Below are 17,631 nucleotides of genomic sequence, written 5' to 3'. Positions count from 1 at the left end.
GAGCAAGCCCGCTCCCACATTTAGTGTTGCGAGTGAGCTACTAGCTCGCCTTTTCCAACTTACGCGCCTCATCCACACCAGATGCGGTCAGCTTGATCGGCAAATTCAGCGAATGTTCACCGTCATTGTCGGTGATCACATGCCCATCCTTGATGAGCCCGCGGTCTTGAAAAGATGCCAAGGCACTGGCTACCACCTTTTCGCCGCGGTAGTTATCCAGCACCTCCTTGCCCAGACCGTGCGGGTGGGCGTGCAGCAGGCGGGTGAGGACTTCTTTCTCAAGGTCATTATCGACGTTCATGCGTACCTCTTCACTGGGGAATGATCGGGTGTAAATCTGGCAGACGAAGAATCAAGGCGTAGGTTGTTTTGGCGCGCCAGGGATGTTGTTGTCGTCGCCTTTATTGATTTTCGGCTCGTTGACTGCGGGGCCCATTTTGCCGTTACCCACTGCAGTCGGGCTTTGACGACCGGCATCATGGCCCTGAGTGTGCGGGTCGGCGGCGTTGGTGTTGTCGATGACCGCACCGCCGTTAGTATCCATCCCGGTGCCCATGGATTTCTGGGACTCGGAGGTGGCGGGGTTGGTGGTGCCGGTTGAGGTGGTAGCGGCAACGGCGCTCAGCGACGCAGCAGACAACAGGCCGGTGAGGGCGAGGGCAGCAAACTTGGAATTCTTCATGAGGTGTCTCCATATGATTAATGTCCTTACCCTTTATTGGTCCGCGCCCGTTTGCGGTTTGTGCCTTGATGGCGACGAACGGTATCAACCCACCTGTAAGATTTTGTGTGCCCTGCTTCGGCGATGGATCAGCCGCGCCACTGTGATCAGCCGTAACGGCCCCTCGACGCGATAAAATTGCGCTGCAATCGGTCATGAAAGCGCCTTAGTATGTGTGCTTTGAATTTGCCCAAGGCTCGCCCATGACCATCGAGATTCGCCCCGCCGTGCCCAGCGATGCTGCGCAGATCCTGGCCTTCATCACCGAGCTTGCCGAGTACGAAAAAGCCCGGCATGAAGTGATCGCCAGCGTGGTCGACATCGAGCGCAGCCTGTTTAGCGAAGGCGCTACCGCCCATGGCCTGATCTGCTCGCGGGATGGTTTGCCGATTGGTTTTGCCGTGTTCTTTTTCAGCTACTCCACTTGGCTGGGCAGCAACTGCCTGTACCTCGAAGACCTCTACATAAACCCTGAGCAACGCGGCGGCGGGGCGGGCAAGAAGTTGCTGCGCCACCTGGCCAGGATCGCCTGCGACAACGGCTGCGGGCGTTTCGAGTGGAGCGTGCTGGACTGGAACGAACCGGCGATTGCCTTCTACAAGTCCATCGGCGCGCAGCCGCAGGAGGAGTGGGTGCGCTACCGCATGGAAGGCAACGCGCTGCGCGATTTTGCCCAGGGCTGAAGAACAACGAAGATCCAATTGTGGGAGCGGGCTTGTGTGGGAGCTGGCTTGCCTGCGATAGCATCACCTCGGAGCAACTGAATTACCGAGGTGTCTGTATCGCAGGCAAGCCAGCTCCCACATAGAGCGGCTCCCACATTTTTTTGCGTATTGCTCACTATATGGGATGCAAATTTATATATTGAGATATTTCAAGCGATAGGTTTATAGTCGGCAGCATCAGCACTCACTACCAAAAATAAAACAGGTGAAGCGATGCAGCCCCAACCGTTGTCACTGCCCCCCGTGCCCGAGCCAACCTGTGGCGAGCGGCTGAAGAACAAAGTGGTGATCATCACCGGCGCCGCCCAAGGCATTGGCGAGGCAATCGTCGCGTGCTTCCAGGCCCAGCAGGCGCGCCTGGTCATCGCCGATATCCAGGGCGAAAAAGTCGAGAAAGTCGCCGCCCACTGGCGCGAACGCGGCGCTGACATTGTCGCGCAAGCCGTCGACATCACCTCCAAAGAGCAATGGCAGGCGCTGGTCAATGTGGCCATCGAGCGTTTTGGTCGCGTTGACGTGTTGATCAATTGCGCCGGAGTCAACGTCTTCCGCGACCCCCTGGAAATGACCGACGAAGACTGGCGCCGCTGCTTCGCCATCGACCTCGACGGTGCCTGGTTTGGCTGCCGCACCGTGTTGCCGCACATGATCGAGCAGGGCATCGGCAACATCATCAACATTGCCTCAACCCATTCCAGCCACATCATTCCCGGCTGCTTTCCGTACCCCGTCGCCAAGCATGGCTTGCTCGGGCTCACCCGCGCTCTGGGCATCGAATACGCGCCCAAGGGCATCCGCGTGAATGCCATCGCGCCGGGCTACATCGAAACCCAGCTCAACGTCGATTACTGGAACGGTTTTCCCGACCCCCACGCCGAGCGTCAGCGCGCCTTTGACCTGCACCCGCCCAAGCGTATCGGCCAGCCGGTTGAAGTGGCGATGACGGCGCTGTTCCTGGCGACTGACGAAGCGCCTTTTATCAATGCAACCTGCCTGATGATCGATGGCGGGCGCTCCGTGATGTACCACGACTAATCCAACAATAAGAGGTGCCCCATGCTCGTCAAGAACAGGTTCAAGAAAACTCTAGGCGCCGTCGCACTAGCTGTGGCCTTCAGCGGTTTCGCATCTGCCGAAGAAGTGAAGATCGGTTTTCTCGTGAAACAGGCAGAAGAGCCCTGGTTCCAGACCGAATGGGCTTTTGCCGAAAAAGCCGGCAAGGACCAGGGTTTCACCGTGATCAAGATCGCCGTGCCCGATGGCGAGAAAACCCTCTCGGCCATCGACACCCTTGCCGCCAACGGCGCCAAAGGCTTTGTGATCTGCCCGCCGGACGTGTCCCTCGGCCCGGCGATCATGGCCAAGGCCAAGCTCAACGGGTTGAAAGTGCTGGCGGTGGATGACCGTTTCGTCGACGCCAAGGGCAAGCCCATGGAAGACGTGCCTTACGTCGGCCTGGACGCCTACAAGATCGGCCAGAAGCAAGGCGAAGCCATGGCCACCGAAGCCAAGCATCGCAATTGGGACTGGAAAGACACCTACGCCGTCATCAACACCTTTGACGAGCTGGAAACCGGCAAGAAACGCACCGACGGTTCGGTAGAAGGCCTCAAGGCCGCTGGCCTGCCGGCTGACCACATCCTGTTCAGCGCACAGAAAACCCTCGATGTGCCGGGCAGCATGGATTCCACCAACTCGGCGCTGGTAAAACTGCCGGGCACCGCGAAAAATCTGATCATCGGCGGCATGAACGACAGCACCGTACTCGGCGGCGTACGCGCCACCGAAAGCGCCGGTTTCAAGGCGGCCAATGTGATCGGCGTCGGCATCAACGGCACCGACGCAATTGAAGAACTGAAAAAATCCGACACCGGGTTCTACGGCTCGATGTTGCTGAGCCCGGATGCTTCCGGCTACAAAACCGCCACCGCAATGTTTGAGTGGGTGACCAAAGGCACCGAGCCTGCCAAGTTCACCGCTTTAGACAACGTGACCCTGATCACCCGCGCCAACTTCAAGGAAGAGTTGAGCAAAATCGGACTGTGGAAATGACCGGCGCGGCCCTGCGGTTCAATGGCATCGGCAAGGAATTTCCCGGTGTGAAAGCCCTGTCGCAGATCAGCTTTGAAGCGCGGCCGCACGAGGTTCACGCGCTGATGGGCGAGAACGGCGCGGGCAAGTCGACCTTGCTCAAAATCCTCGGCGGCGCCTACATCCCGAGCAGCGGCACGCTGCAGATCGGCGAACAGACCATGGATTTCAAAAACGCCGCCGACAGCATTGCCAGCGGTGTAGCGGTGATTCACCAGGAACTGCACCTGGTGCCGGAAATGACCGTCGCCGAGAACCTGTTCCTCGGGCATTTGCCGTCACGTTTTGGCGTGGTCAATCGCAGCCGTTTGCGTGAGCAGGCGCTGGCCTGCCTCAAAGGCTTGGCCGATGAAATCGACCCTGAGGAAAAACTCGGTCGCCTGTCCCTGGGCCAGCGCCAACTGGTGGAAATCGCCAAGGCGTTGTCCCGTGGCGCACACGTGATCGCGTTTGACGAACCCACCAGCAGCCTGTCGGCGCGGGAGATCGACCGGCTGATGGCGATCATCACGCGACTGCGCGATGAGGGCAAAGTGGTGCTGTACGTGTCCCACCGCATGGAGGAAGTGTTCCGCATTTGCAATGCGGTCACGGTGTTCAAGGACGGCCGCTTCGTGCGCACGTTCGACGACATGGCCGCGCTGACCCATGACCAGTTGGTGACGTGCATGGTCGGCCGCGACATTCAGGACATCTACGACTACCGCCCGCGCGAGCAGGCTGAAGTCGCGCTCAAGGTCGAAGGCCTGCTCGGCCCGGGCTTGCGCGAACCGGTGAGTTTTGAGGTGCGCAAGGGCGAAATTCTGGGGCTGTTCGGGTTGGTCGGGGCAGGGCGTACCGAGCTGTTCCGGCTGCTCAGCGGCCTTACGCGCTCCACCGCCGGGCGCCTGGAACTCTGCGGCGAAACCCTGCCATTGCGCTCGCCGCGCGATGCCATCGCCGCCGGTGTGTTGCTGTGCCCGGAGGACCGCAAGAAGGAAGGCATCATTCCGCTGTCCAGCGTTGCCGAGAACATCAACATCAGTGCGCGCGGTGCCCATGCCAGGTTTGGCTGGCTGTTGCGTGATGGCTGGGAGAAGGGCAACGCCGACCAGCAGATCAAGGCGATGAAAGTCAAAACGCCGAACGCGGAACAGAAAATCATGTACTTGTCCGGCGGCAATCAGCAGAAGGCCATTTTAGGTCGCTGGCTGTCGATGCCGATGAAAGTGCTGCTGCTGGATGAACCCACGCGCGGCATCGATATCGGCGCCAAGTCGGAGATCTACCAGATCATCCATAACCTGGCGGCGAGTGGCATTGCGGTGATCGTGGTGTCCAGCGACCTGATGGAAGTGATGGGTATTTCCGACCGCATTCTGGTGATGAGCGAAGGCGCCCTGACCGGCGAACTGGCCCGCGACCAGGCGGATGAAGCACGGCTGTTGCAACTGGCTCTCCCGCGTTCGCGGGCTTGAAGAATTCGAGGGTGTAGGCATGTCACAGGTAAAAACTGCAAAGGGCTTCTGGCCGGGTTTCAATCAGCGCAAGTTCCTTGATGATTGGGTAATGCTGCTCGCCGCATTGACCATCTTTGCGCTGAGTGCGCTGTTCATCGACAACTTCCTTTCACCGTTGAACATGCGCGGCCTGGGCCTGGCGATTTCAACGGTGGGCATTGCCGCGTGCACCATGCTGTTCTGCCTGGCGTCGGGGCATTTCGACTTGTCGGTGGGCTCGGTGATCGCCTGTGCCGGGGTAGTGGCCGGTATTGTGATTCGCGACACCGACAGCATGCTGCTCGGCGTCTCGGCTGCCTTGGCCATGGGCCTGGTGGTGGGGCTGATCAACGGCATCGTGATTGCCAAGCTGCGCATCAACGCGTTGATTGCGACGTTGGCTACCATGCAAATCGTGCGAGGCCTGGCCTACATTTTCTCCAGCGGTAAAGCGGTGGGGGTGATGGACGAACGCTTCTTCGTGTTCGGCAACGGCCAACTGATGGGCGTGCCGGTGCCGATCATCATCACCGTGCTGTGCTTTGTGTTCTTCGGCTGGCTGCTCAACTACACCACCTACGGGCGCAACACCATGGCCATTGGCGGCAACCAGGAAGCGGCGTTGCTGGCCGGGGTGAACGTTGATCGCACCAAGATCATCATCTTTGCCGTGCACGGGCTGATCGGCGCGTTGGCCGGGGTGATCCTCGCCTCGCGCATGACTTCGGGCCAGCCGATGATTGGGCAGGGGTTTGAGCTGACAGTGATTTCGGCGTGTGTGCTGGGCGGGGTGTCGCTGAGCGGCGGCATTGGCATGATTCGGCATGTGATTGCCGGGGTGCTGATTCTGGCGATTATCGAAAACGCGATGAACCTGAAGAACATCGACACGTTTTATCAATATGTGATTCGGGGTTCGATCCTGTTGCTGGCGGTGATTATCGACCGCATGAAACAGCGCTAGAGAAGACAACGCATAACCTCTGTGGGAGCGGGCTTGCTCGCGAATGCGGTGTGTCAGTCAGCACATCTGTTTCTGACACACCGCATTCGCGAGCAAGTCGAAGCGTCGAACCGCCGCTCCCACATTTGGATCTCCACTGTATTGAGGTTCAGCTTTTGCCATAATGGCGCCCGTTTTCGTACCACCACATAGGCCCGATATGCAGGAAAACGCCCACACCCCCGTCAAAGACGCCGCGCCCACGGGCACTCAGACCTTGCTGCGTGGCCTGGGCGTGGTGCAAGCGGTGGCGGCCGGTGCGCGCGACTTGAAAGAGATCGCCAAGCGCATCGGCACCACCCGCAGCACCACTCACCGCCTGGCCAGTTGCCTGGTGGAAGAGCGTTACCTGCGCGTGGTGCCGCAAGTCGGTTACCTGCTGGGGCCGAAGTTGATCGAGCTGGGGTTTCAGGCGCGTGAAGAACTGCCGTTGGTGACCCTGGCCATTCCGTACCTGGACGAGTTGTCGGCGCTGACCGGCGACACCATCCACCTGGCCATTCGTGAATACGACGACGTGCTCTACCTGCACAAGAACCCTGGCCGTTATGGCCCGGAGATGCGTTCGCGGGTCGGTCATCGCATGCCGCTGGCACGTACCGGGGTTGGCAAGGCCATGTTGCTGGATGACTCGGCTGAGGAATGGCGGCGGCTCTACGAAGCCAGCTTGCCGGAGGGCGGCAAGAACCAGCAGTGGCCGCAGCACCCGGAGCAATCCTGGGCACAGTTCGAGCAGCGCATGCGCGAGTACGTGGTGGGGGGTTATGCGTTTGATCTGGAAGACAACGAACCGTCGATCCGTTGTGTCGCGGCACCGGTGCGCGATGCCAGCCGACGCATTGTCGCCGGGCTGAGCATCGCCAGTACCGTGCCCTACATGCCGCTGGAGAAAATGGCCGAACTGATCCCTGTGATCAAACAGGTTGCAGCGCGGCTGTCAGCGGAGTTGGGCGCGAAGGCCTGATCAGGCCTTGAGGGTCGCCATGTCGATGACAAAACGGTACTTCACATCACCGGCGATCATGCGGCTGAAGGCTTCGTTGATGTTACGGATATCGAGCATTTCGATGTCGCAGCTGATGCCATGCTCGGCGCAGAAATCCAGCACTTCCTGGGTTTCGGCAATGCCGCCGATCAAGGAACCGGCCAGCACCTTGCGGCCCATGATCAGCTTCGCGGCGTTGACCGGAGGATCGACCGGCTCGATCAGGCCTACGAGGATGTGCACGCCGTCAAAGCGCAGCACGTCGAGGTAGGGGTTCAGATCGTGCTGCACCGGGATGGTGTCCAGCAGGAAGTCGAAGTGCCCGGCGGCGGCTTTCATTTGCTCGGCATCGGTGGACACGATCACATGGTCAGCGCCCTGGCGACGGCCTTCTTCGGCCTTGCTCGCAGAACGGGTGAATAGCGTCACTTCGGCGCCAATCGCCTTGGCCAGTTTGATGCCCATATGGCCCAGACCGCCCATGCCCAATACGCCGACTTTGTCGCCAGCCTTGATGCCGTAGTGCTTGATGGGCGAGAACATGGTGACGCCGGCGCACAGGATCGGCGCGGCACTGGCCAGGTCGAGCTTGGCCGGGATCTTCACCACGAAGTGTTCGCTGACCACGATGCTGTCGGAGTAGCCGCCCATGGTGTTGCTGCCGTCAACCCGGTCCGGGGTGGCGTAGGTCATGGTCGGGCCTTCGAGGCAGTATTGCTCGAGGTCGGCGTGGCAGGCGTCGCAATGACGGCACGAATCGACCATGCAGCCCACGCCGACCAGGTCGCCGATTTTGTGCGTGGTGACGCTGGCGCCGACGGCGGTCACCTTGCCGACGATCTCGTGGCCCGGCATCAGCGGGTACACGGCGATGCCCCACTCGTTGCGTGCCTGGTGGATATCGGAGTGGCATACGCCGCAGTAAAGAATCTCGATGGCCACGTCATCGGCGCGCGGGCTGCGGCGTTCAAACGACATGGGGGCGAGGGGAGTGGTGGCCGACTGGGCGGCATAACCGATGGCGGTATACATGAGGAAACCTCGCAAAAGCAATGATCAGGGAGGCTGCGTATTCTGGGCGCCGAGCCCTTGTGCGGCCATGGCGATTGCTCCGAGTCTCATGCCTATTCGTCCGGGAGTGCCCTGTGTTTTGATCCATCTGGACCCAGACCTGCGATGATGCTTTCATCCCCTTTTTGCGAAGTTTTTTGCCATGTTGTTGACCCGCCATCTCGACGCCAACGCTGCGCTGGTTTCCTTGATTGAAGGCCTGACGCCTTGCGACGGTTTCTCCCCGACCCATGTGCCCGGCGTGAAGGTATTGCGCGCCAGTTGCGACGTGGCGCGTGGGCCGCAGATCTATGAGCCGAGCCTGATGTTTGTCGCCCAAGGCAGCAAGGTTGCCTACCTCGGCCCGCGCACGCTGGAGTATGGCGCCGGGCATTACCTGATCCAGGCGATGCCGGTGCCGTTCGAGTGCGAGACGTTTGCCATGGCGCCGGACGCGCCGCTGTACGGCGTGACGGTGGGCATTGATCGCGTGGTGCTGGGTGAGTTGGTGATGGCCATGGGTATTCAGGCCGGGCCGCCGCCCACGGCGCAGACGCTGGAATCGATGAGCTCGGTGGTGCTCGATGATGCGATGCGCGGTTGCGTCGAGCGCTTGCTGGAGTGCCTGCACGATCCGCTGGAAAGCCGGATCATGGGCCCGGCGCGAGTACGTGAATTACTCTTCACCGCCTTGCGCGGGCCTCAGGCTGATGTGCTGCGTGCATTGGTGGAACAGCAGGGGCAGTTTTCGCGAATTGCCACGTCGTTGAGTCACCTGCATGCGCATTATGGCGAGCCGCTGAATATCGAGACGCTGGCGGGGTATGCGCACATGAGTGCGTCGACGTTTCATGAGCATTTCAAGCGCTGCACGTTGTTGTCGCCGGTGCAGTATTTGAAGCGTTTGCGGTTGCTCAAGGCGCAGCAATTATTGCTGGTGGAGGGGATGGGAGTGGCGCAGGCGGCGCATAACGTGGGGTATCAGAGTACGTCGCAGTTTAGTCGGGAATATAAGCGCTACTTTTTGCGCAGTCCGGGCGAAGAGCGCGTCGCGTAGGTCTCTAGTCGCAACAAGGTAAATGTGGCAGCGGGCTTGCTCGCGAAAGCAGTCTGTCAGTTGATGAATGTGTGTGCTGACCCACCGCCTTCGCGAGCAAGCCCGCTCCCACATTTGACCGATTCGCCCATAAAAAAGGCTCTCGATCTGAGAGCCTTTTTTGTTCAAGCAGGTGACTTACATATTCGGATAAGTCGGCCCGCCTGCGCCTTCCGGCGTGACCCACGTAATGTTCTGCGAAGGGTCCTTGATGTCACAGGTCTTGCAGTGCACGCAGTTCTGGGCGTTGATCTGGAAGCGCTTCTCGCCGTCTTCCTTGGTGATCACTTCATACACGCCGGCCGGGCAGTAGCGCTGCGCCGGTTCATCGTAGAGCGGCAGGTTGGTGCCGATCGGGATGCTCGGGTCTTTCAACTTCAAGTGGCACGGCTGCTCTTCTTCGTGGTTGGTACCGGAGATGAACACCGAGCTCAGCTTATCGAAGCTCAGCTTGCCGTCGGGTTTGGGGTAGGCGATTTTCTTGCTGTCTTTGGCCAGCTTCAGGCAGGCGTAATCCGGCTTGGTGTCGTGCAGGGTGAACGGCATTTTGCCGCCGAGGATGTTCTGGTCGAACCAGTTAAAGCCAGCGCCGAGGATCGGGCCAAACTTGTGCATCGCCGGGCCGAAATTGCGGCTGGCGAACAGTTCTTCATAAAGCCAGCTGGCTTTGAAACTGTCGACGTAGTTGGTCAGCTCATCACCGCCTTCGGACTCGGCAAACAGGCGCTCGGCCACCGCGTCGGCGGCGAGCATGCCGGACTTCATGGCGGTGTGGCTGCCTTTGATCTTGGCCACGTTCATGGTGCCCAGGTCGCAGCCGATCAAGGCGCCGCCTTTGAAGACCATCTTCGGCAACGAGTTGATGCCGCCTTTGGCCAGCGCGCGCGCGCCGTAGCTGATGCGCTTGCCGCCTTCAAGATACTGGGCCAGCACCGGGTGATGCTTGAGGCGCTGGAACTCATCGAACGGCGACAGGAAGGTGTTGCTGTAGGACAAGTCAACGATCAGGCCCACAACCACCTGGTTATTTTCCAGGTGGTAAAGGAACGAGCCGCCGGTGTTTTCGGTGCTCATGATGTCCAGCGGCCAGCCGGCAGTGTGCACCACCAAACCTGGCTGATGCTTGGCGGGGTCGATTTCCCAGATTTCTTTCAGGCCGATGCCGTAGTGCTGGGCGTCGGCTTCGCTGTCCAGGTTAAAGCGCGTGATCAGTTGCTTGCCAATGTGGCCACGGCAGCCTTCGGCGAACAGCGTGTATTTGCCGCGCAGTTCCATGCCAGGGGTGTACACGCCTTCTTTCGGGTTGCCTTCGCGGTCAACGCCGAGGTCGCCGGTGATGATCCCGCGCACCACGCCGTTTTCGTCGAACAGCGCTTCCTGGGCGGCGAAGCCTGGGTAGACTTCCACGCCCAGGTTCTCGGCCTGCTGGGCGAGCCAGCGGCACAGGTTGCCGAGGGAGATAATGTAGTTGCCTTCGTTGTGCATGGTCTTGGGCACAAAGAAATCAGGCACCTTGGTGGAGGCCTCGGCGCTGCGCAGTACATAGATGTCGTCGCGCACTACGGGGGTGTTGAGCGGGGCGCCGAGCGCTTTCCAGTCCGGGAACAATTCGTTCAGGGCGCGGGGTTCAAACACGGCACCGGAGAGGATGTGAGCGCCGACTTCGGAGCCTTTTTCCACCACGCAGACGCTGATTTCCTTACCGGCTTCGGCGGCCTTCTGCTTCAGTCGGCAGGCGGCAGACAGGCCTGCCGGGCCAGCGCCGACGATGACCACGTCGAATTCCATGTATTCGCGTTCCACAGGCTATCTCCTACTCAAGGCTCAACAGGCTTTTTTTCTAATGGGTGGAGTTTCGGTGTCGTCTCGCAACAACGGCAAGACCCACCTTTCTCTCTGGGTGGCGCATTATATATAGACCACTGTCAGCGTCCAATACAAACGTTTGTTTGAATTGCCCGCAGGCTAGGTAAATCAAAGAGACGCGGCTTATGACTGGCTATTTTGCCGTATTGACCAGAATAGGCGTTCCGGTCAAGATACGGTCGGTTTTGCGCTAACCGTAGGCATACCGCAGGTTTCAAGAGCACGTCCAAAAGCAAGACGGGTGACGCACGCTTAAACACTGGCGCGCAGTTTACACGCCGCGATAAAGAATGACCTCTCAGTCACCACTGACGAACGGTCATCATTTCCCGTGAGCAAGGCCATCCGCCGCCGTTTTTGGAGGTGCCCTTGTGTGCCGATGAGCATCAACCGCCAGGTTCGCCTAGGCGACTTTCTTTTCACCGGAGAGTAACGAGGAATCCATGAAGGTTCTTGTAGCTGTCAAACGCGTTGTCGATTACAACGTGAAAGTTCGTGTCAAGGCGGACAATTCCGGCGTCGACCTTGCTAACGTCAAAATGTCGATGAACCCTTTCTGTGAAATCGCTGTGGAAGAAGCTGTCCGCCTGAAAGAGAAAGGCGTGGCAACTGAAATCGTTGTGGTTTCCATCGGCCCGACCACTGCTCAAGAGCAGTTGCGTACTGCCCTGGCACTCGGCGCCGACCGCGCCATCCTGGTTGAGTCGGCTGAAGAGCTGACCTCCCTGGCCGTGGCCAAGTTGCTCAAAGCCGTTGTCGACAAGGAACAGCCTCAGCTGGTGATCCTCGGCAAACAGGCCATCGACAGCGACAACAACCAGACTGGCCAGATGCTGGCTGCACTGACCGGTTACGGCCAGGGCACCTTCGCTTCCAAGGTTGAAGTGAGCGGCGACAGCGTTGCCGTCACCCGTGAAATCGACGGCGGCGCACAGACGGTTTCCCTGAAACTGCCGGCCATCGTTACCACCGACCTGCGTTTGAACGAGCCGCGCTATGCGTCCCTGCCAAACATCATGAAAGCCAAGAAGAAGCCTCTCGAAGTGCTGACTCCGGACGCTTTGGGCGTTTCCACCGCCTCCACCAACAAGACCGTCAAGGTTGAAGCGCCGGCTGCACGCAGCGCAGGCATCAAGGTTAAGTCGGTGGCTGAACTGGTCGAGAAACTGAAAAACGAAGCGAAGGTGATCTGATCATGGGTATCCTCGTAATCGCTGAACACGACAATAAGGTGCTGGCCCCGGCCACCCTGAACACGGTGGCTGCCGCCGCCAAAATCGGTGGTGATATCCACGTATTGGTTGCTGGCCAGGGCGCTTCCGCCGTGGCTGACGCCGCCGCGAAAATCGCTGGCGTGAGCAAAGTACTGCTGGCCGACAACGCCGCTTACGCTCACCAGTTGCCGGAAAACGTTGCTCCGCTGGTAGCAGAGCTGGGCGCGGGCTACAGCCACATTTTGGCTGCCGCCACATCCAACGGCAAAAACATCCTGCCGCGCGTTGCCGCGCAGCTGGACGTTGACCAGATCTCCGAGATCGTCTCGGTCGAAAGCGCTGACACCTTCAAGCGCCCGATCTACGCCGGTAACGCGATTGCCACCGTGCAATCGACCGCTGCCATCAAAGTCATCACCGTACGCGCCACCGGTTTCGACCCTGTTGCTGCAGAAGGGGGCTCGGCTGCCGTTGAAGCCGTGGCTGCTGCGCACGATGCGGGTACTTCGAGCTTTGTTGGCGAAGAGCTGGCCAAGTCGGACCGCCCTGAGCTGACCGCTGCCAAGATCGTCGTTTCCGGCGGTCGCGGCATGCAGAACGGTGACAACTTCAAACACCTGTACGCCCTGGCTGACAAGCTGGGCGCGGCCGTCGGCGCTTCCCGCGCGGCGGTTGACGCAGGTTTTGTACCCAACGACATGCAGGTCGGCCAGACCGGCAAAATCGTTGCGCCACAGCTGTACATCGCCGTCGGCATCTCCGGCGCGATCCAGCACTTGGCCGGTATGAAAGACTCCAAAGTGATCGTTGCGATCAACAAGGACGAAGAAGCACCGATCTTCCAGGTGGCTGATTACGGCCTGGTGGCGGACTTGTTCGAAGCCGTACCCGAGTTGGAGAAGCTGGTCTAATCCAGCCGCTTCACTTATAAAGAGCCCGGTCCTTGTGACCGGGCTTTTTTTTGCGCGCCCCTTTTTAATCTGGAGACACCGCCATGGATCTGCGCCCCGTATTGCTGGCCCTGTCGCTATTGCCAGGCCTGGCGCTGGCGGCCGGCAAATGTGATCGCCTGGTGATCACCGGCAGCCCCGACGCACCGCCGCTGCTGTGGCGTGACCCGCAAGACCCGACGCACTTGATCGGCGCCACCGCCGACGTGCTGCAACACGTGGGCAAAGAGCTGGGGCTTAAAATCGACTTGCTCTACGGCGGCAAACGCTCACTGGCCTTGGACGAAGTGCGCAGCGGGCGCATGGACATTCTCGCCGATGCACCGCTGAACCTGGGCGAGCTGGACACCCTCGACTACATCCACCCGGCGCTGATGCAGATCGACTATCTGGTCTGGACCCGCAAGGATTCGCCTCTGACTTACACCACCGCCGCCGACCTGCACGGGCTCAAGGGCGCGGTCTCGGAACGTGCGCGCCTGAGTGCCGGTTTCGACACCTTTGCCGGCCAGCAACTCAGCCTGCAACGCCTGCCTACCTTGACGCCGGCCTTCCAGAAACTGTTGCTGGGGGAGGTGGACTACGTGCTCGCCGGGCGTTACTCCGGCATGGCCATGGCCCAGACGCTGGGCATGAGCAATGACCTGATCGCGCGTGAAATACCCGTCGACAGGCCCGGCCTGTACCTGGCGATCTCCCACAACTCGGCCTGCAATGATCCGTGGCTGCGCGGACAGCTGACCAAAAAGATGACAGAATTGCCCGCGTCCGGTGTGGTGCAAGAAGCCATACAGCGCAATCTTGAGCGTTGGAAAGCGCAACTGCAGCAACCCGTCGGCACCCCAGCAAAGTAAGGATTTACAGTGACTCTTCGACCTCTTTTCGCGGCCCTCGCCGTTGTCGCTTTGGCGGGATGTGCAGCCGATCCTGCGCCGAATGAACAAATTCGCCTGACCCAGCAGGCCCTCGAACAAGCCGGCGCCGTGGGTGCCAGCACCGACGAATCGCCCGAGCTGAAACTCGCCGAAGACAAATTCGCCCGAGCCAAGGCTGACATGGCTGATGAGTCCTACAAGCACGCCCGCATGCGCGCCGAGCAGGCCGAGCTGGATGCGCGCCTGGCCGAAGCCAAAGTGCTGACCCGCAAAAGCCAGGAACAACTGGACGTGCTCAACACGCGCATCACCCGCCTGCGCAAGCAATTGCAGCTGGGAGACGCCCAATGAGCCTGATCACCCGTGGTTTGAGCTGCGCCGTGTTGCTGGCAGGCGCCGCCCTTGGCGGTTGCGCCAGCCAACCGAGCAGCGAGCAGGCGTTGCAACAGGCCGGCAATGACTTCCAGCACGTCAAGGAAGACGCCAACGTGCTGCGCTTTGCGCCCAAAGACGTGATTCGCGCCGGTGAATCCCTGGCGCGTGCCGATCGCTTGTCCAGCTATTGGGGCAGCGGCGCCGACGTGGTGCATTACGCCTACCTGAGCCAGCGCTACAGCGCGATTGCCCGCGAACACACCGAGCAAGGCCTGAATGCCGAGAAAGGCTCCAAGCTCGAACTGGAGCGCCAGCGCCTGCAACTGGCCCTGCGTGAAAACAAACTGGCCAGCGTGCAGCAGCAGGGCAAGTGGCTGGAAGAACAAATCGCCAGCCTGACCACCACCCAGACCGACCGCGGCCTGGTGTTGACCTTGGGCGATGTGCTTTTTGACACCGGTGATGCGCAACTGGAAAACTCGGCCAACCGCATCGTGCTGAAAGTCGTGCAGTTCCTGCAACTGAACCCCAAGCGCGTGGTGCGTATCGAGGGCTACACCGACAACACCGGTGGCGAGCAGGAAAACCTCAAACTGTCCCGCGATCGTGCGCAATCGGTGGCCGACGTGTTGATGGACCTGGGGATCGACGAAAAGCGCATCCAGGTTGAGGGCTACGGCGACCAGTACCCGGTGGACGTGAACGCCACCGAGCGGGGCCGCGCGCAGAATCGTCGGGTAGAGATCGTCTTCTCCGACGAAAAAGGCCAACTGGGCGCTGCGCGCTAAAGTCTGTCGCAGGTCAACCTGTGGGAGCGGGCTTGCTCGCGAAGGCGGTGTGTCAGTCAACATTTCAGTGACTGACACACCGCCTTCGCGAGCAAGCCCGCTCCCACATTTCGTTCTGGGTACACCCTTACAGTTTTTTCTGTCACTGCCGCCCGCGCTCGACTATTGTGGCAACTGTCCCCGTACACTTCTAAACTGTGCCGGTATGTTTCACACAAAAATAAAATACCCGTGAAATCGAGTGCTGCGTCATGACCAATCTGTTGCTCTACCAACGTATCGCCCAGCAACTGGCTGAAGACATCCGACGCGGTGTCTATCAACCCGGCGAGCGTGTGCCTTCGGTGCGCAAGATGAGCTCCCAGCTCAACGTCAGCCACGCAACCGTGTTGCAGGCCTACGCCAACCTGGAAGATCAGGGGCTGATCCGGGCGCGGCCGCAATCGGGTTACTACGTGCACCAGACGCCCGGGCTCACGGCGCCCACGCCCGACATCGCACGCGTTGAACGCCCGGGGTTGGTCACCCGCAGCAGCATCATCCAACAGGTATTGGTCGAGTCGCGCCGCGAAGGCGTGTTCCCGCTGGGCGCCGCCGTGCCGAGCGTCGATTATTTGCCGGTACGCGCACTGCACCAGCAATTGGCCAAGGTCACGCGCTTTCAGAGCCCACGCGCATTCAGTTACATGTTCAGCCCAGGGTTTGAACCGCTGCGTCGTCAGGTGGCGATTCGTATGCGTGATGCCGGCGTCGTGGTCGACCCGTCCGAAGTGGTGATCACCCACGGCTGCGTCGATGCGTTGCAGATGTCCCTGCGCGTGTTGACCCGCCCCGGCGACCTGATCGCGGCTGAATCGCCGACCTATTACGGGTTGCTGCAATTGGCCGACCTGCTGGGCCTCAAAGTCATCGAAATCCCCAGCGACCCGGCCACCGGCATGAGCCTGGAAGCCCTGCAACTGGCGGCCAACCAGTGGTCGATCAAAGCGCTGGTGCTGACCACGCGCCTGAGCAACCCGTTGGGCGCGACCATGCCCGAAGAACGTCAGAAACAACTGCTGCGGCTGGCCTCGGATTTCGATATCCAAATTGTCGAGGACGATATCTACGGCGAATTGATGTTCGAACTCGGCCGCACCAAGGCCCTGAAAGCCTATGACCGCCTTGACCGGGTGATCTACTGCTCAAGTTTTTCCAAGACCTTATCCCCCGGCGTGCGCATCGGCTGGATGATTGCCGGCAAGTACCAGCAGGAAATCCAGCGGCTACAGATGTTCAGCACCCACTCAGCGTGCAGCGTCACCCAAATGGGCGTCGCGGCGTACCTGGAGAACGGTGGCTACGACCGGCATTTGCGCTACATCCGTCAGGAATACCGCAAGAACCTCAGCGCCTTCCAGTTAGCGGTGCAGCAGTATTTTCCCGAAGGCACGCAGATGACCCGGCCGACCGGTGGTTTCATCCTGTGGGTCAGTTTGCCGGGAAGGGTCAATACCCAGGAACTGCACGTGCGCGCACTGCAGCAGGGCATCAGCATTGCGCCAGGCGTAATATTCAGTAATACAGAACAGTTCAACCACTGTATTCGCCTTAACTGCGGCACGCCGTGGAACCGCGAGGCAGAGCGCGCGCTGATGACGTTGGGGATGCTCGCCAGCCAGTTATGCCTGGAAACGGCAGCCGGCTTTTGAGGCGCGTACTGGGGACAGTTTCGACGGCTGAATAATCTCCAGACTTGTCATGCTGCGCACAACAAGCGAGCATGTGGCCTTCTGCCGTTAATGCTGTTGGCGATATGACCTCTATTTTTCGTGCTGCTGTGGTAATTGGCCTGTTAAGCCTGTGTAACGTCGGCACCGTGCTGGCCGCAGCCCCTGTGGCCGATAGCCAGCCTGCGGCGAGCACTCAGCAGAAGCCTCCGGCGAAGAAACCGGCGCCGGTTAAAAAAGCCCCGGCAGCCAAGAAAAAAGCCTCCGTGGTGAAGAAACGCGCACCCATCGCGAGCAAATCCAAATCGGCCCGTGAAGTGGCCCAGACCAAGCTGTCACCGGCACAGTTGGACCTGTCCTTGCCCTCGGACATGGTTCGGCACCTGCAACCGATCGGCACCATGCCCAAACCCAAGAGCGTGCCGTTGTTGCCGCAGATGTTCGGCGAAAAGCCAAGCGATAACAGCGCGTTCCAGATAAACGGCCGCTTGCTCAGCAATGAAATGAAACTGCAATTGCGTAACGATGAGCGCCGAGAAGTGGAAGGCGCGGCGCTGGATTTCGAATTCAAGCGATAACCTTTCCCAACGATGACGAGAGCCATCGACCACCTGTCGCAGACCGGTCAGTCACATTTTTTTTGTGCGAAAAACGTCTGTCAGGCCATTTTAAAACGGCTGTTTAAGGGCGTACTCTAGCCCGGCC

General features: G+C 60.0%; 18 protein-coding genes. 14 read left to right on the top strand and 4 right to left on the bottom strand.

Translation table 11 applies throughout. The features are described from left to right. Nucleotides 1-40: 40 nt before the first annotated feature. Together Q7C20_RS13670 and Q7C20_RS13665 are read right to left on the bottom strand one after the other, a co-directional pair. Nucleotides 41-301: a hypothetical protein gene (locus Q7C20_RS13670; RefSeq protein WP_375067991.1), complete on the bottom strand. Its 261-nt coding sequence runs from the start codon at nt 299-301 to the stop codon at nt 41-43. Nucleotides 302-352: 51 nt separating this feature from the next. Continuing rightward, a complete protein-coding gene (locus Q7C20_RS13665) occupies nt 353-682 on the bottom strand; it encodes a hypothetical protein (protein WP_375067989.1) in 330 nt (109 codons plus the stop codon). A gap of 242 nt (nt 683-924) precedes the next feature. On the opposite strand from Q7C20_RS13665, the gene Q7C20_RS13660 reads away from it, so the two are divergent. The 6 genes from Q7C20_RS13660 to Q7C20_RS13635 all read left to right on the top strand — a co-directional run bounded on the left by Q7C20_RS13660 (nt 925) and on the right by Q7C20_RS13635 (nt 6,982). Next, nucleotides 925-1,404 carry a GNAT family N-acetyltransferase gene (locus tag Q7C20_RS13660; RefSeq protein WP_348055911.1) on the top strand — a complete coding sequence of 160 codons (480 nt, stop codon included), beginning with the start codon at nt 925-927 and terminating at the stop codon, nt 1,402-1,404. Between the two features lie 255 nt (nt 1,405-1,659). Continuing rightward, nucleotides 1,660-2,481: an SDR family oxidoreductase gene (locus Q7C20_RS13655; RefSeq protein WP_375067987.1), complete on the top strand. Its 822-nt coding sequence runs from the start codon at nt 1,660-1,662 to the stop codon at nt 2,479-2,481. Nucleotides 2,482-2,502: 21 nt separating this feature from the next. Beyond that, nucleotides 2,503-3,498, top strand: a complete 996-nt coding sequence (locus Q7C20_RS13650; protein WP_348055907.1) for a substrate-binding domain-containing protein — start codon at nt 2,503-2,505, stop codon at nt 3,496-3,498. After that, complete coding sequence (araG, locus tag Q7C20_RS13645) at nt 3,495-4,994, top strand: L-arabinose ABC transporter ATP-binding protein AraG (RefSeq protein ID WP_375067985.1); 1,500 nt, start codon at nt 3,495-3,497, stop codon at nt 4,992-4,994. The genes Q7C20_RS13650 and araG overlap by 4 nt, the downstream gene beginning before the upstream one ends. Before the next feature lie 19 nt (nt 4,995-5,013). Beyond that, nucleotides 5,014-5,979, top strand: coding sequence for an L-arabinose ABC transporter permease AraH (gene araH / locus Q7C20_RS13640; RefSeq protein ID WP_348055905.1), 966 nt, complete (start codon nt 5,014-5,016; stop codon nt 5,977-5,979). Between the two features lie 199 nt (nt 5,980-6,178). Continuing rightward, on the top strand, nt 6,179-6,982 hold the full coding sequence (locus tag Q7C20_RS13635) for an IclR family transcriptional regulator (protein ID WP_375067983.1): 804 nt from the start codon (nt 6,179-6,181) through the stop codon (nt 6,980-6,982). Here Q7C20_RS13635 and Q7C20_RS13630 read toward each other — a convergent pair whose 3' ends face one another. Beyond that, the gene (locus Q7C20_RS13630) at nt 6,983-8,035 is read right to left on the bottom strand and encodes an NAD(P)-dependent alcohol dehydrogenase (protein WP_375067981.1); all 1,053 of its coding nucleotides are present in this window, start codon (nt 8,033-8,035) and stop codon (nt 6,983-6,985) included. A 181-nt stretch (nt 8,036-8,216) separates the two neighbouring features. On the opposite strand from Q7C20_RS13630, the gene Q7C20_RS13625 reads away from it, so the two are divergent. After that, on the top strand, nt 8,217-9,110 hold the full coding sequence (locus Q7C20_RS13625) for an AraC family transcriptional regulator N-terminal domain-containing protein (RefSeq protein ID WP_375067979.1): 894 nt from the start codon (nt 8,217-8,219) through the stop codon (nt 9,108-9,110). Nucleotides 9,111-9,287: 177 nt separating this feature from the next. Here the strand turns inward: Q7C20_RS13625 and Q7C20_RS13620 are convergent, their stop codons facing one another. Beyond that, nucleotides 9,288-10,952, bottom strand: coding sequence for an electron transfer flavoprotein-ubiquinone oxidoreductase (locus Q7C20_RS13620; RefSeq protein WP_375067976.1), 1,665 nt, complete (start codon nt 10,950-10,952; stop codon nt 9,288-9,290). Between the two features lie 506 nt (nt 10,953-11,458). Between Q7C20_RS13620 and Q7C20_RS13615 the strand changes: the two genes are divergently transcribed. From Q7C20_RS13615 to Q7C20_RS13585, 7 genes are all read left to right on the top strand, one after another. After that, nucleotides 11,459-12,208, top strand: a complete 750-nt coding sequence (locus tag Q7C20_RS13615; protein WP_024076934.1) for an electron transfer flavoprotein subunit beta/FixA family protein — start codon at nt 11,459-11,461, stop codon at nt 12,206-12,208. Nucleotides 12,209-12,210: 2 nt separating this feature from the next. Then, nucleotides 12,211-13,140: an electron transfer flavoprotein subunit alpha/FixB family protein gene (locus Q7C20_RS13610; protein WP_375067974.1), complete on the top strand. Its 930-nt coding sequence runs from the start codon at nt 12,211-12,213 to the stop codon at nt 13,138-13,140. Nucleotides 13,141-13,223: 83 nt separating this feature from the next. Continuing rightward, nucleotides 13,224-14,033 (top strand): substrate-binding periplasmic protein, encoded by an 810-nt coding sequence (locus tag Q7C20_RS13605; RefSeq protein ID WP_375067973.1) that lies wholly within the window; start codon nt 13,224-13,226, stop codon nt 14,031-14,033. A gap of 9 nt (nt 14,034-14,042) precedes the next feature. Continuing rightward, nucleotides 14,043-14,405, top strand: a complete 363-nt coding sequence (locus tag Q7C20_RS13600) for a DUF4398 domain-containing protein (protein WP_348055891.1) — start codon at nt 14,043-14,045, stop codon at nt 14,403-14,405. Then, the gene (locus Q7C20_RS13595; RefSeq protein WP_375067971.1) at nt 14,402-15,217 is read left to right on the top strand and encodes an OmpA family protein; all 816 of its coding nucleotides are present in this window, start codon (nt 14,402-14,404) and stop codon (nt 15,215-15,217) included. Before Q7C20_RS13600 ends, Q7C20_RS13595 begins: the two co-directional genes overlap by 4 nt. A 251-nt stretch (nt 15,218-15,468) precedes the next feature. Next, nucleotides 15,469-16,908, top strand: a complete 1,440-nt coding sequence (locus tag Q7C20_RS13590; RefSeq protein ID WP_375067969.1) for a PLP-dependent aminotransferase family protein — start codon at nt 15,469-15,471, stop codon at nt 16,906-16,908. 104 nt (nt 16,909-17,012) lie between these two features. Then, nucleotides 17,013-17,504, top strand: coding sequence for a translation initiation factor 2 (locus tag Q7C20_RS13585; protein WP_375067967.1), 492 nt, complete (start codon nt 17,013-17,015; stop codon nt 17,502-17,504). Nucleotides 17,505-17,631: the final 127 nt, after the last annotated feature.

Source organism: Pseudomonas sp. AMR01 (assembly GCF_041946035.1).
GTDB lineage: Bacteria > Pseudomonadota > Gammaproteobacteria > Pseudomonadales > Pseudomonadaceae > Aquipseudomonas > Aquipseudomonas antarctica_B.
The sequence above is the reverse complement of the archived record's forward strand: the minus strand, read 5'-3'. Positions and strand labels throughout refer to the sequence as shown.